The organism is Salinimicrobium soli, assembly GCF_048323655.1.
GTDB classification, from domain to species: domain Bacteria; phylum Bacteroidota; class Bacteroidia; order Flavobacteriales; family Flavobacteriaceae; genus Salinimicrobium; species Salinimicrobium soli.
In genome coordinates this window covers 403,690-417,753 of the sequence record NZ_JBLUWW010000001.1, presented here as the reverse complement: position 1 = coordinate 417,753, position 14,064 = coordinate 403,690, and the positions used below count along the sequence as shown (strand labels likewise).

Sequence of the window (14,064 nt, the reverse complement as noted above, 5' to 3'; positions counted from 1 at the left end):
TATGAATTACTCAATGATGATAGTGGACTGGTCTGAGATCTGGATCATAACGGTGGTGGGCTACAGCGTGGTATTCGTTGCACTGGTTCTGCTGGTGTTCTGTTTCCAGAGCCTGCCAAAGATCCTGGGACTGGGGATGAACGGTGCACAAAAAATAAGGGATTCAAGAGCGGCAAGAGCAGGTGCAGCTAACGAAGAAAAATATCTTTCGGGAGAGGTAAGCGCTGCCATTGGAATGGCCCTTACACTTTATTTTAAGGAACAGCACGACGAGGAGAGCGGCGTACTAACCATAAAAAGGGTCTCCAGGACCTATTCCCCATGGAGTTCCAAGATATACGGCGTGAATAATTTCCCCGGAAAAAATTACTGATATGAAAAAATTCGATTTTAAAATAAATGGCAACTCCTATTCGGTCCATATTAAAGAGATGGAAGATGAGATTGCCACCCTGGAAGTGAATGGGACCGAATACGTGGTGGAAGTGCATCATGAAATGAAAAGACCACTCAAAACTCCGAAGTTGGTTCGAGAAAAAGTGGTGAGTCCGCCGGGAGAAGGACAGATCAAAAAAACGGCTTCTCTGGGAGGCTTTCCGGTGTTTGCGCCCTTACCGGGTAATATTCTGCAGCTAAAGGTCAGGGAAGGAGATACGGTGAAAAAAGGTGATGAACTACTGGTTCTGGAAGCGATGAAGATGGAAAATCATGTGTTGGCAGATGAAGCAGGAACAGTGAAGGATATTCGGGTAAAGGCGGGAGATTCGGTTTTGCAGAACGATATTTTAATGTCAATTGGATAAAAATTTGCCCCAAATCGTATGAAAAAGTTTTTAACCGTTTCAGTAATTCTGGCAATACTTTACCTGGTCCCGTTCCTGTTAGAGGGAACGGTCATGGCGCAGGATCTTTTTCCGGCAGATTCAGGAAGCAGCAGTGGCCTGGTAAGAGGTCTTGAACGTTTTTGGGATTACACCGGATTTGCGAATGCCAACGCTGCCAACCTCGTAATGATCGGCATTGGGCTGTTCTTTATTTTCCTGGCCATCAGATATCACTATGAACCGCTGCTGCTCATCCCTATTGGAATGGGAATAATGTTGGGAAATATCCCTTTTCAGGAAGGAATAGGTGTAGGGATCTATGAAGAAGGCTCCGTGCTAAACTATCTCTATTTCGGAGTTACCAAAGGTATTTATCCGCCTCTTATCTTTCTTGGAATTGGAGCCATGACCGATTTCTCCTCTCTTATTTCCAATCCGCGGTTAATGCTTCTTGGTGCGGCTGCACAGGTGGGGATCTTCGGAACATTCATTGGTGCCATTGCCCTGGGATTTGAAGTACACGAGGCCGGAGCTATTTCCATAATCGGTGGGGCTGACGGGCCAACCGCGATTTTTGCTTCTGCCAAGTTAGCGCCCACCTTAATAGGAAGTATTGCAATAGCCGCGTATTCATACATGGCGCTGGTTCCGGTAATTCAGCCGCCCATTATGAGATTGCTTATCACTAAAAAGGAAAGGTTGATAAAAATGAAGCCGCCCCGGGCAGTTTCCAAACTCGAAAAGATACTTTTTCCTATTATTGGGTTTTTACTGACCACCTTTATTTCCCCTACAGCCATGCCGCTTCTGGGAATGCTCTTCTTCGGAAATCTTTTAAAGGAAAGCGGGGTTACCGAAAGGCTTGCCGAAACTGCACGGACAAAAATGATTGACATTGTTACTATCCTGCTAGGAATAACAGTGGGTGCTTCTACGCAGGCCGATGTCTTTCTAACAGCAGGATCTATCAAAATATTTCTTTTGGGTGCAGCCTCCTTCATTATTGCTACCGCTGGCGGACTAATCTTTGCAAAAGTGATGAACCTGTTCCTCAGTAAAAACAATAAAATAAATCCACTTATAGGGGCAGCAGGAGTTTCAGCGGTTCCAGACAGTGCCCGGGTTGTGCAGATGGAAGGGATCAAGAGCGATCCTTCCAATCATTTATTGATGCACGCGATGGCTCCCAACGTAAGCGGGGTGATAGGATCTGCAGTCGCAGCCGGGATCATGATGAGTTTTCTTATGTGATCCAGGATCTTGGGTTGAAAATTAGAAACATTTTTTCTGTGGCCACGGATGCACGGATGATCTTTGGAGTACTGCCTCAAAAATGGCTGGTGGGCTAACAAAGTATTTGTGTATTCGTGGCAAAATACCCAAAGGTTAAAATTAGAATAGCCGATGATTTATCCGTGAATCAGTGGCTAAAAGGCAGGAATCCAAAAAGAATCCATTCGTGAATTTGTGGCTAAAAAAGAGCTTCAAAAATGTCATTTTTGAGTCATCTTTCGGAAAAGGATTGAATGAATAAAGCTTTAGTCTTGGGAAAAATGGCTCCGGAAAGTATATAAAATAAAAAAGGTGGATAGCTCCACCTTTTTTGCCCCAAATCTACCATGAACTTAACCTACTTATGTTATGGCTATGCTAAGGTAAGTAATATTATGAGTCCTGCGAACGTTTTTAGATGAAGTGCAGAGAAATTAGATAAACTACATAATTTCATCGACGAAAGTCAGAAATACCCACCGTTAATAGGCCCTGTCCGTGTTTCCTTCATAGAAATTGATGAAGGCTCTGTTCACTACCCGGTTTCCACCATAGGTGGGATAGTCCCCTGTGAAATACCAGTCACCCAGGTTGTGAGGACAGGCCTTGTGAAGGTTCTCGACAGTCTGGTAAATGATCTTTACTTCAGCTTTAATATCTGAGTCACTCAACAACTCGGCGATCTTATCAGAAAGTTGTTCATTGGTGAAAGGATCATAGATCTCTTTTACAAAATTCTTCACCTCTTTATCGTCCAGTTCAACCTGTTTCAGACATTTCTGGTATACCTCCTCAACAATATGGTATATATTGTTCTCTTTCAGCAGTTCAAGGGCTGCCTGAAAAGCGACCAAATTCTCCAACCTGGCCATGTCAATTCCGTAACAATCGGGGTATCTTATCTGCGGAGCAGAAGAAACCACCACAATTTTCTTTGGATTGGTACGGTCCAGCATTTTAATGATACTCTTTTTAAGAGTGGTACCTCTTACGATACTGTCGTCAATGATCACAAGGCTGTCTTCCGGTTTTACAACTCCATAAGTAACATCATATACGTGGGCTACCAGATCATCACGGCTACTGTCTTCGGTAATAAAGGTTCGCAGCTTAGCGTCTTTAATGGCAATTTTTTCAGTCCTTAACCTGTGAGCAAGGATCTCCTGCAGCCTTTTATCGGTCAGGTTCTCCCTTTCAGCAAGAATAGTGTCATTCTTCTGTTTGTTCAATTCATCCTGTGCTGCTTCTACCATTCCGTAGAAAGAGGTTTCAGCGGTATTCGGGATATATGAGAAAACAGTATTTATGGTATCGTGATCAATAGCTTTGAGAACTTCCGGCATCAGGAGTTTTCCAAGGTTTTTACGTTCCTGGTAGATCTCTGCATCACTTCCGCGGGAAAAATAGATCCGCTCAAAAGAACAGGCTTTGCGCTCAAGAGGCTTCAGGATCTGTTTAATGCGTACCTCACCACTCTTTTTTGTAATAATGGCGTGCCCGGGAGGAAGTTCATTGACCTTATCAAATTCTACATTGAACACAGTCTGAATCACCGGCCTTTCTGAAGCCACAACCACCACTTCGTCATCCTGGTAATAATAAGCGGGGCGAATTCCTGCGGGATCGCGCAGTACAAATGCATCTCCGTGACCTAATAGACCTGCCATGGCGTAACCACCATCCCAGTCTTTAGCAGATTTTTTCAGGATTTTACCAACATTGAGCTGCTCGGCAATAAGTGGCGATGCTTCTACTTTGGTATATCCCTCCTTCTTTAATTTCTTATAGAGTTTGCGCACTTCATCATCAAGGAAATGACCAATCTTTTCCATCACGGTGACGGTATCAGCTTTCTCCTTTGGATGCTGTCCCAACTCCACGAGGTTATTGAACAGCTGGTGAACATTGGTCATATTGAAGTTTCCGGCAACAATCAGGTTACGGTGCATCCAGTTGTTCTGCCGCAAAAACGGGTGAACTGCTTCAACGCTATTCTTCCCAAAGGTTCCGTAGCGCACATGGCCAAGGAACAATTCTCCTATATATGGAATATGTTTTTTCTGAAGTGACACATCATCAGAATATTCAGGATGGTCTTTCATCTCCTGATTGATACGCTGGTTGATCTGAGCGAATATATCCTGAATTGGTTGAGCTGCATTGGAACGCACCCGGCTTATATATCGGTCACCCGGTTGGGTATTTAGTTTGATGCTGGCAAAACCTGCACCATCCTGCCCCCTGTTGTGCTGCTTTTCCATCATGAGGTACATTTTGTTCACCCCATAAAAAGCAGTGCCATACTTCTCCTTATAGTATTCCAGAGGTTTTAGCAACCTGATTTGTGCAATTCCACATTCGTGTTTAAGAGCGTCACTCATAGTAAAAGTGTAATTATTATGTGTTGTTTATTCGCGCGCTTAGTCATAAAAAAAGCCCTGAAATTACAGGGCATGGTATTTTATGTCAGTTTTATTTGAAACTGCGTTAAAGCTTTAAAATCTTCCAGCCGTTGATGGACCTCTTCTTTTGTCAATGTCTGCATTCTCTCAGTTCCAAATTTTTCTACACAAAAGGAAGCAAGATTCGAGCCATAGATCACGGCATTTTTCATATTGCTGAAAGAGATGTCTTCTGTGTGGGCCAGGTATCCTGTGAATCCACCTGCAAAAGTATCTCCGGCTCCGGTTGGATCAAAGACTTCTTCCAGCGGAAGGGCAGGAGCGAAAAAGATCCTGTCATTGTTAAATAACAATGCGCCGTGTTCCCCTTTTTTGATCACTACATATTTAGGACCCATATCGGCGATCTTGCGGGCAGCTTTAACCAGAGAGTATTCCCCGGTCAATTGTCTCGCTTCTTCGTCATTAATGGTAAGGGCATCTACTTTGGAAATTACCTTCATTAGATCTTCCCAGGTATTGTCCATCCAGAAATTCATGGTGTCCAATACTACGAGTTTTGGTCGTTCCAGTTGCTCCAGCACGCTTAACTGCACTAATGGATGCAGGTTCCCTAACATTACAATATCCGGAGACTTGAAGTTTTCAGGCACTACCGGCTGGAAATCTGCCAACACGTTCAGTTGTGTGTCAAGCGTATCTCTTGAATTCAGGTCGTTGTGGTATTTACCACTCCAAAAAAAGGTTTTACCGCCTTTTACTACCTCAATTCCTGAAATATCAATATTTCTCTCACTCATCAGGTCCAGGTACTCCTGTGGAAAATCTTCTCCCACTGCAGAGACCACAGCACTTTCAATATCAAATTGTGAAGCTGAAAGTCCTATATATGTTCCGGCACCACCTAAAATTTTATCTGTTTTACCAAAAGGGGTTTCAATGGCATCAAAAGCTACTGTTCCCACTATTAATAACTTACTCATAGTATTTTTTAAGAATGAGGTGCAAATATACGGTTTTGTTTTTCAAGCGATAAAGTGTGCAGGCGAAAAACAGTGTGCTAAAAAAGGCTATTTCCGTCGCCTTCAAATCCGGTGTCGATGAGCAGCTTTTTTCCTTTTGAAGCTTCCACGGCAAGTTGGTCACAACGCTCGTTCTGCGGGTGTTCGTTGTGCCCCTTGATCCATTTGAACCTCACATTGTGCTGCCTGTATTCCTTCAGGAATTCGATCCACAGATCCACATTTTTTCGTTCTTTGAATCCTTTTTTTTCCCAGTTGAAGACCCAGCCTTTTTCTACCGCATCGGCTACATACTTTGAATCGGTAAAGACTACTACTTTGGTCTCCGGATTTTTGAGTTTTTTTAGAGCATCGATCACTGCCAGTAATTCCATCCGGTTGTTGGTAGTGTGTTTAAAGCCCTTAGAAAATTCCTTTCTATAAGGTTTTCCTACCCATTCCATGACAATTCCGTAGCCTCCGGGGCCCGGATTTCCTCTTGCGGCTCCGTCTGTATAGACATGTACCTGTGCATTATTCATTTTCTGAAGGGAATAGGAGTTTGTCAATTACCTTCGGAAAGTACTCATATTCCAGCTCATGTATCTTTGCGGCAATATCTTCTGCAGTATCATCTGGCTCTACAGGGGTTGTGGTTTGAAAAATTAGCTCTCCCTCGTCGTACTGATCGTTGACGAAGTGAATGCTGATGCCGGTTTCCATCTCTTTTTGATCAACCACAGCACGATGTACATTCATTCCGTACATGCCTTTTCCTCCATATTTAGGTAGTAAGGCAGGGTGAATATTGATCACCTTGTTTGGAAAAGCTTTGAGAATATTCTTTGGAAAGATCCAGAGAAATCCTGCCAGCACAATCAGGTCGGGTTTTATGTCCTTCAGGAGGTTTAGAACTTCCTTACTGTCATAGAGGGCTTCCCGGTCAAAATGCAGGGCTTTTACCCCCAGATCATGAGCGCGACGCAAGACTTTTGCGGAACGGTTATTCGAGAAGACCGCGACTACATTGGCTTTACCCGACTTCTGAAAATACTTTATAATATTTTCAGCATTGGTGCCGGAGCCGGATGCAAAGATTACGATCTGTTTAGTTTCTGATTTTCTGGGAGTGAGCAATGTGGAGTTGTTAACAATTATTGGGAGGTAAAATTAATTGCTTTCACTGAAAATTCCGTAATTTCCCTTCACATTTTTGAAGGAAAAACAGGTTTTAAAATAAAGTTTTTTATTTTTGCCACTTAATTAAAAATTAAAAACACAAGTTATGTCAGACATTGCATCAAGAGTAAAAGCGATTATCGTTGACAAGTTAGGCGTTGACGAGAACGAAGTAGTTAACGAAGCAAGCTTCACCAACGACTTGGGCGCTGATTCATTAGACACTGTAGAGTTGATCATGGAATTCGAAAAAGAATTCGATATCCAGATCCCAGATGACCAGGCAGAAAACATTGCTACGGTAGGTCAGGCTATCTCTTATATTGAAGACGCAAAAAAATAAAAAGTAAAAAATCCTTATGGAGTTAAAGCGAGTTGTAGTAACTGGGTTAGGTGCACTTACACCAATCGGTAATAATATTGAAGAATACTGGGAAGGACTGGTGAACGGCAAAAGCGGTTCCGCGCCTATTACCTATTTCGATACCGAAAAATTCAAAACTAAATTCGCTTGTGAGATCAAAAACTTCAATGCTGAAGATTATTTTGATCGAAAGGAGGCCAGAAAGCTGGACAAGTTCGCACAGTATGCTTTGGTTGCTTCAGATGAAGCAATAAAGGACTCTAAACTGGACCTGGAAACCATTGATAAACTCCGTGTTGGAGTTATCTGGGGAGCAGGGATAGGTGGTTTGGAGACTTTCCAGAACGAGGTGCTGGATTTTGGTAAGGGCGATGGCACTCCGCGTTTCAATCCTTTTTTTATTCCTAAAATGATAGCAGATATTGCCCCCGGTAATATCTCTATCCGTTACGGGTTCATGGGGCCAAATTATACCACGGTCTCAGCTTGTGCTTCTGCAGCCAATGCTCTTATTGATGCCCTTAACTACATTCGTTTAGGCCATAGTGACATTATTGTCACCGGTGGTTCTGAAGCGGCGGTAGCACCGGCAGGTATGGGTGGATTCAATGCCATGCATGCACTTTCGACCCGTAATGAAAGTCCTGAAACTGCTTCGAGACCTTTTGACGCTACCCGTGACGGTTTTGTTCTCGGGGAAGGGGCAGGAGCTCTTATACTGGAAGAATATGAGCACGCCAAAGCGCGAGGAGCGAAGATCTACGCTGAAGTAGTTGGAGGAGGTCTTTCTTCAGATGCCTATCACATGACTGCACCACATCCCGAAGGAATTGGGGTGGTGGCTGTAATGGAGAACTGCCTGAAGAACGCCGGACTCAAACCGGAAGATGTTGACGCGATCAACACGCACGGTACTTCTACTCCGCTTGGAGACGTGGCAGAACTGAAGGCGATAAAAAAGGTTTTTGGAGAGCACGCAAAGAACATCAATATCAATTCAACAAAGTCCATGACCGGGCACCTTTTAGGGGCGGCCGGTGCAGTGGAAGCAATCGCGTCTATTCTGGCAATGGAACACGGTGTAGTACCACCAACCATTAACCACGAAACACCAGACGAGAATATTGATCCTGAATTGAACCTGACTTTGAATAAAGCTCAGAAGAGAGATGTAAAAGTGGCCATGAGCAATACCTTTGGGTTTGGAGGTCATAACGCCTGCGTACTTTTTAAAAAGCTGGATGAGTAAAATTCCATGAGTGTTATAAGAAACATATTAAGTTCCCGCTCTTCCAGAGGCGGGAATTTTTTTATGGCGTTAACAAATATCATGGGGTTTAAGCCCCGTAATATTAATCATTATAAAAAGGCATTTACCCACCGTTCTCTGAACAAAAAAGATGAGGCAGGCAACGCCATCAATTTTGAGCGGATGGAGTTTTTGGGTGATGCAATGTTAGGCGCCGTGATCGCTTCCCATCTTTTTAAGGAAGTGCCTGGCGGTAACGAAGGTTATCTCACTAAAATGAGATCCAAGATCGTGAGCCGAAAGCACCTTAACGAGCTTGGAAAAGATCTGGACCTTATAAAACATATCCAGACGAACATTTCTACTGACCAATTTGGGACCAACATTCACGGGAACCTTTTTGAAGCCCTAATTGGAGCGATCTACCTTGATCGCGGTTACCGGTACGTCAAAAAGTTCATTTATGACAGGGTTATAGAACCCTATGTAGATATTGAACAGCTGGAGGGCACGGTAATAAGTTATAAAGGTTTACTAATTGAATGGTGCCAAAAAGAGAAGAAAGAATTCAGCTTTGAGGTGTATGAAGACACCGGTAAAGATGAGCTGAAACATTTCGCTGTTAAACTTCGCATCGAAGGCCGGGTGGTGGCTAAGGCAAGGGCCACCTCTAAAAAGAAGGCTGAAGAAAAGGCATCAAAAAGAGCCTTTTATGCACTACAAAACAAAATTGAACCTTCTTAAAGGAATGTCAGAAACTACAACGTTTTCGTAATATATTCTGAAAATTCCACCCTTCAAACTGATTTTCTGCTAAACAATTTTTATCTTTAACCTTCGATGAAGAATAAGTATGCCGGCGCATAAACTGGTACTGGATGAGGTTTTTGAGCAGCCATTTAAGCTGATTGCTATCCATTCTTCTGTTGAAGAATTCAGGTTGGCGTTCCAGTTGAACAAGTACCTCGACCTAAGGCTTTCCCGCTCCCGTCAGGACATAGATTTTCAAATGGAGGACCTTAAGGTGCTTTTTGCACTGTATGAATTCGAAGATCTTCAGAAGTATTGCAGGTATTTTTTGGTAAGCAACGTCTCAAAAGGAGAACTTGCTTCAAACGCAAGCCAGAATTCCTTTTTTGGTTATGAAGAGCCTGCCTTTAAAAAGTTGTACCTGATGCCCGAATTCAAACAAGTGGATTTCTTTCTGAAGATAGAAGAAGAATCAGAAATGCTTTCAGAAAAGGTTCTGCTTAAAAAGATCAAAGAAATTCCGCAGGTATCTACGGCATATTCCATAGACTTTCATCAAATAAAATCTAAAGAAAATTTAATTTTTGACTAAATGCCGAATACAAAGAAAACAAAGATAGTGGCCACCCTGGGGCCGGCCACGAGTTCGAAGGATGTGTTGAGAGATATGATGCGGGCAGGAGTGAACGTTTTCAGGATCAACTTTTCACACGCTAATTACGATGATGTAAAAGCCCGGATTAAAATGATCAGGGAATTGAACGAGGAGAATGGTTTCACGACCGCTATTCTGGGTGACCTGCAGGGACCAAAACTGCGGGTTGGAAAAATGAAGGAAGAAGTGGTGGTTTCAAAAGGAGACGAGATCATTTTCGCCACTGGAAAAGAATTTGAAGGTACTGCAGAGAGAGTGTACATGAACTACGATCAGTTCCCAAAGGATGTGAAAGCCGGGGAACGGATCCTGCTCGATGACGGAAAACTCATTTTTGAAGTGGTAAGTACCAACAGGAAAAATGAGGTGAAAGCAAAAGTTGTACAGGGTGGCCCATTAAGGTCCAAGAAAGGTGTAAACCTTCCAAATACAAATATTTCTCTGCCGGCTCTTACCGAAAAAGATATCAAAGATGCCATTTTTGCCGTTGAGCAGGAGGTGGATTGGATCGCTCTTTCGTTCGTGAGAAACAGTGAAGACCTTATCGGACTTCAGAACCTTATCAAAGAACACACAGATCAAAAGATCCCGATCATTGCCAAGATCGAAAAACCTGAAGGAGTAGAGAACATCGATAAGATTGTTGCTTATTGCGATGGACTTATGGTTGCGCGGGGAGATTTGGGTGTTGAAATCCCGGCTCAGGAAGTGCCGCTTATTCAAAAGCAACTTGTACTAAAAGCTAAAAAAGCGAGGATTCCGGTAATTATTGCTACCCAAATGATGGAAACCATGATCACCAGCCTTACCCCAACCAGGGCAGAGGTGAACGATGTGGCAAACTCGGTTATGGACGGTGCAGATGCCGTTATGCTGAGTGGTGAGACTTCAGTGGGTAACTATCCCGTGCAGGTGATCGAAAAGATGTGCCAGATCATTATGAGCGTAGAGAATTCTCCGCTTATTAAAGTTCCGCATGAACCTCCGCACGTTCGTACCAAACGATACATTACAAAATCTATTTGTTACCACGCGGCCCATATGGCCAATGAGATCAAGGCACAGGCTATTTGTACCCTGACCAACAGTGGATATACCGCATTCCAGATCTCAGCCTGGAGACCAGAATCAAATATCCTGGTGTTTACATCCAATAAGAGGATTGTGAACCAGTTAAGCTTATTGTGGGGCGTGTGCGCTTTCTACTACGATAAGATGGTGAGTACAGATGAGACCATAGAAGACATTAACCGAATGGCGCTCGAGACTAATTTCGTCGAAAAAGGTGATTTCGCGATCAATCTTGCAGCCATGCCAATAACTGAGAAAGGGATGGTGAATACCCTCCGTATTTCAGAAGTTCATTAATGTAGTTTTATTAAAATTTGCAAAACCACATTTGCTTCGGCAAGTGTGGTTTTTTGTTTTTTAGAATTCGAACCTCAGTTGTACCGCAATGATTTTTTTCTCCTCCTCTTTATCCTCTTTTTCGGTATTGAGATTGGAAAGAGAGATTCCCAGCAGCCGTACAGATTCCTTCATTTTTTCCTGGTAGAGCAGTTCTTTGGCCGTTTCCAGGATCAGGTCTTTAGAAGAAATGAAATAGGCCAGGGTCTTGCTGCGGGTCTGCAATGTGAAATCACTATACTTGATCTTCAGGGTGATGGTCTTGCCGGCCACCTTACTTTTTGCAAGCCTTCGCTCGATCTCTTCGGAAATATTCTCGAGCCGTTCCAGCATAAATACTTCGGAAGAGATATTCTCCTCAAAAGTTCGTTCGGCGCCCAAAGATTTTCGGATGCGGGAAGGTTTTACTTCACTCAGATGTATTCCCCGAACCACCTGGTAATAATACTCACCGCTTTTTCCGAAATGTTCATTCAGGAATTCAAGGGACTTCTCTTTGAGGTCTTTCCCTGTGAAAATACCCAGCCGGTACATTTTTTCGGCAGTGACCTTGCCCACTCCGTAAAATTTCCTGATCTCAAGATCTTCAAGAAATTGTTCTACCTCTTCGGGACCTACAGTTTTTTGTCCGTTGGGTTTATTATAATCGCTGGCAACCTTCGCAATGAATTTATTGATCGAGATCCCGGCTGAAGCTGTAAGCCCCGTCTTTTCCAGGATTTTTGCTCGGATTTCTTTAGCGATCAGGGAAGCGCTGGGATTGCCTTTTTTGTTTTCAGTGACGTCCAGGTAAGCCTCGTCAAGAGATAGCGGCTCCACCAGGTCTGTGTATTCAAGGAAAATACTTCTAATTCGGTTAGAGATCTCGCGGTAGCGGTCGAATCGCGGCTTTACAAAAATAAGATCGGGACATTGCCTTTTCGCGATCACACTGCTCATAGCACTCTTGACCCCGAATTTCCGCGCTTCATAACTGGCCGCCGAAACTACCCCGCGTTGGGAACTTCCACCTACAGCAATCGGCTTTCCGATAAGCTCGGGATTATCATGCTGCTCTACAGAAGCATAAAATGCATCCATATCAACGTGTATGATCTTTCTTTGTTTCCCGGTTTCCACTCCGCAAAATTAGTGAAAGTTAAGGGCCGAAATATTTTATTCAAAAAATGTCTCACTTTGATTTGAACCCGAAAACAAGTACCTTCAAAAAAGCATTTTTAAGACATGAAGACTGCAATCATTTTAGGGGCTACAGGATTGACCGGAGGTTACCTCTTAGACCTGTTATTAAAGGATGAAAATTATTCAACCGTAAAGCTTTTTTCAAGGAGTTCGGTAGAAAAGGGCCATCCAAAAATTGAAGAACACCTTATCGATCTTTTTGAACTTGAGAAGTACCAATCAGAATTTGAGGCAGATGAGGTCTTCTGTTGTATTGGAACTACGCAAGCTAAAACTCCCGATAATGAAACCTATCGAAAAATAGATTACGGGATTCCCGTTACGGCTGCAAATTTGAGCAGGCAAAATAATATTCAGAAGTTCCTGGTGATATCTGCTTTGGGGGCTGATGCCGATAGCCGCGTGTTTTATAACCGTACTAAGGGAGAAATGGAGCGGGATGTGTTGAAGGAAAACCTTCCGGAAACCTACATTTTTCAGCCTTCTTTAATTGGCGGAGACCGCAAGGAAAAAAGAACCTTTGAATCTATTTTTAAGAAGATCATGAAAGTGGGTGATCACCTGTTGATCGGTCCTTTGAAGAAATATCGAAGCATCCATCCGCAAACTATTGCCGAAGCCATGGTTATAGTTGCCCAAAAAGGTTACGACAGTAGCAGGATACCTTCAGATGAAATAAAGAAAATAGCAAAAGATAATAATTGATGAAGATAGTTATTGTTGGTGCGACCGGCACCCTGGGAAGTAAGATCACCGCTGACCTGGAAAAGGATCATGAGGTGATAAAAGTTGGGACAAAGACCGGTGATCTGCAAGCCGATATTACAGATCCGGAGTCTATTAAAATAATGTTTGAAAAGGTCGGCTCTTTTGATGCGCTGGTTTGTGCAGCAGGAGGAGGTCATTTTGGACCATTGAACAGCATGACCACTGAAGAATTCCTGAAGGGTGTGAACAGTAAAATGATGGGGCAGATCAACCTCGTCCTACTCGGGCAGCATTACATAAATCCAAAAGGTTCTTTTACTCTTATAACCGGGGTGCTTTCAGATGACCCTGTGCGGAATTCTGTAAATCTGGCTACTGTAAATTCTGCAGTGAATGGATTTGTAAAGGCCGCCGCTCTGGAGCTAGAGAATGGGGTAAGGATCAATGCGGTTAGCCCGGGTGTGGTGGAAGATTCTCCTGAACTCTTTGAAGCTTTTCCGGGACATAAACCGGTGAGCATGGAGCGGGTGGTGTTTGCATACCGAAAAAGTGTTTTAGGTCATGTTACCGGTCAAATTATTAAGGAGGTATAGCATGACGGAGATCGAGCGCAAATTTTTAATTACTTCGGAAGAGTTTAAAAAAGCTGCTTTTCGCAAGACCAGGATCAAACAGGGCTATCTGAATTCAGATCCTGATAGAACAGTAAGAGTCAGGCTACGTGACGGACAAGGGTTTTTGACCGTGAAAGGAAGATCCAGCGAGAACGGGTTGAGCCGGTTTGAGTGGGAGCGGGAGATAAATTCCGAAGAAGCCGAAGATCTTCTAAAACTCTGTGAAGCCGGGGTCATTGATAAGATACGCTATGAAATAACTTCCGGAAAACACATTTTTGAGGTGGATGAATTCTTTGGAGAGAATGAAGGTCTTTTGCTGGCCGAAGTAGAGTTGTCTCACGAGAATGAAGAAATTGAAAAACCCGATTGGTTGGGCAAAGAAGTCACGGGAGATAAGAGATACTACAATGCTTTTTTGAGTAAAAACCCATTTAAGACCTGGAATAAATAGATC

Annotated in this window: 16 protein-coding genes; 11 read left to right on the top strand and 5 right to left on the bottom strand. The window is 43.3% G+C overall.

The annotated features are described in order from the left end of the window. Window position 1 precedes the first annotated feature (1 nt). Genes ACNORC_RS01970 through ACNORC_RS01960 form a run of 3 tightly spaced genes read left to right on the top strand, consistent with a single transcriptional unit; the run spans window position 2 to window position 2,075 of the window. Complete coding sequence (locus ACNORC_RS01970; RefSeq protein ID WP_418333908.1) at window positions 2–373, top strand: OadG family transporter subunit; 372 nt, start codon at window positions 2–4, stop codon at window positions 371–373. A 1-nt stretch (window position 374) separates the two neighbouring features. After that, entirely contained in the window at window positions 375–803 is a 429-nt protein-coding gene (locus ACNORC_RS01965) for a biotin/lipoyl-containing protein (RefSeq protein WP_386779777.1), read from the top strand. A gap of 18 nt (window positions 804–821) precedes the next feature. Further along, on the top strand, window positions 822–2,075 hold the full coding sequence (locus ACNORC_RS01960) for a sodium ion-translocating decarboxylase subunit beta (RefSeq protein WP_418333907.1): 1,254 nt from the start codon (window positions 822–824) through the stop codon (window positions 2,073–2,075). A 503-nt stretch (window positions 2,076–2,578) separates the two neighbouring features. Here the strand turns inward: ACNORC_RS01960 and ACNORC_RS01955 are convergent. The 4 genes from ACNORC_RS01955 to purN form a co-directional block, all read right to left on the bottom strand. Continuing rightward, window positions 2,579–4,477, bottom strand: coding sequence for an amidophosphoribosyltransferase (locus ACNORC_RS01955; RefSeq protein ID WP_418333906.1), 1,899 nt, complete (start codon window positions 4,475–4,477; stop codon window positions 2,579–2,581). Window positions 4,478–4,557: 80 nt separating this feature from the next. Further along, a complete protein-coding gene (locus tag ACNORC_RS01950; RefSeq protein ID WP_418333905.1) occupies window positions 4,558–5,481 on the bottom strand; it encodes a PfkB family carbohydrate kinase in 924 nt (307 codons plus the stop codon). 77 nt (window positions 5,482–5,558) lie between these two features. Next, a complete protein-coding gene (gene rnhA / locus ACNORC_RS01945; RefSeq protein WP_418333904.1) occupies window positions 5,559–6,041 on the bottom strand; it encodes a ribonuclease HI in 483 nt (160 codons plus the stop codon). Continuing rightward, window positions 6,034–6,636 (bottom strand): phosphoribosylglycinamide formyltransferase, encoded by a 603-nt coding sequence (gene purN, locus ACNORC_RS01940; RefSeq protein WP_418333903.1) that lies wholly within the window; start codon window positions 6,634–6,636, stop codon window positions 6,034–6,036. The genes rnhA and purN overlap by 8 nt, the downstream gene beginning before the upstream one ends. A 148-nt stretch (window positions 6,637–6,784) precedes the next feature. Here purN and ACNORC_RS01935 point away from each other — a divergent pair, with 148 nt between their 5' ends. From ACNORC_RS01935 to pyk, 5 genes are all read left to right on the top strand, one after another. After that, window positions 6,785–7,021 carry an acyl carrier protein gene (locus tag ACNORC_RS01935; protein ID WP_013069791.1) on the top strand — a complete coding sequence of 79 codons (237 nt, stop codon included), beginning with the start codon at window positions 6,785–6,787 and terminating at the stop codon, window positions 7,019–7,021. A gap of 16 nt (window positions 7,022–7,037) precedes the next feature. After that, window positions 7,038–8,291: a beta-ketoacyl-ACP synthase II gene (gene fabF, locus ACNORC_RS01930; RefSeq protein ID WP_418333902.1), complete on the top strand. Its 1,254-nt coding sequence runs from the start codon at window positions 7,038–7,040 to the stop codon at window positions 8,289–8,291. Window positions 8,292–8,297: 6 nt separating this feature from the next. Further along, window positions 8,298–9,035, top strand: a complete 738-nt coding sequence (rnc, locus tag ACNORC_RS01925; RefSeq protein ID WP_418333901.1) for a ribonuclease III — start codon at window positions 8,298–8,300, stop codon at window positions 9,033–9,035. A gap of 109 nt (window positions 9,036–9,144) precedes the next feature. Next, window positions 9,145–9,633, top strand: coding sequence for an IPExxxVDY family protein (locus ACNORC_RS01920; protein WP_418333900.1), 489 nt, complete (start codon window positions 9,145–9,147; stop codon window positions 9,631–9,633). Continuing rightward, window positions 9,634–11,064, top strand: a complete 1,431-nt coding sequence (gene pyk / locus ACNORC_RS01915) for a pyruvate kinase (protein WP_418333899.1) — start codon at window positions 9,634–9,636, stop codon at window positions 11,062–11,064. 60 nt (window positions 11,065–11,124) lie between these two features. Here pyk and dinB read toward each other — a convergent pair whose 3' ends face one another. Continuing rightward, a complete protein-coding gene (gene dinB / locus ACNORC_RS01910) occupies window positions 11,125–12,222 on the bottom strand; it encodes a DNA polymerase IV (protein WP_418333898.1) in 1,098 nt (365 codons plus the stop codon). Between the two features lie 105 nt (window positions 12,223–12,327). Here dinB and ACNORC_RS01905 point away from each other — a divergent pair, with 105 nt between their 5' ends. Genes ACNORC_RS01905 through ACNORC_RS01895 form a run of 3 tightly spaced genes read left to right on the top strand, consistent with a single transcriptional unit; the run spans window position 12,328 to window position 14,061 of the window. Beyond that, the gene (locus tag ACNORC_RS01905; protein WP_418333897.1) at window positions 12,328–12,990 is read left to right on the top strand and encodes an NAD-dependent epimerase/dehydratase family protein; all 663 of its coding nucleotides are present in this window, start codon (window positions 12,328–12,330) and stop codon (window positions 12,988–12,990) included. Continuing rightward, window positions 12,990–13,586: a short chain dehydrogenase gene (locus tag ACNORC_RS01900; RefSeq protein ID WP_418333896.1), complete on the top strand. Its 597-nt coding sequence runs from the start codon at window positions 12,990–12,992 to the stop codon at window positions 13,584–13,586. Before ACNORC_RS01905 ends, ACNORC_RS01900 begins: the two co-directional genes overlap by 1 nt. Before the next feature lies 1 nt (window position 13,587). Next, window positions 13,588–14,061, top strand: coding sequence for a CYTH domain-containing protein (locus ACNORC_RS01895; RefSeq protein ID WP_418333895.1), 474 nt, complete (start codon window positions 13,588–13,590; stop codon window positions 14,059–14,061). The last annotated feature ends 3 nt before the right edge of the window (window positions 14,062–14,064 follow it).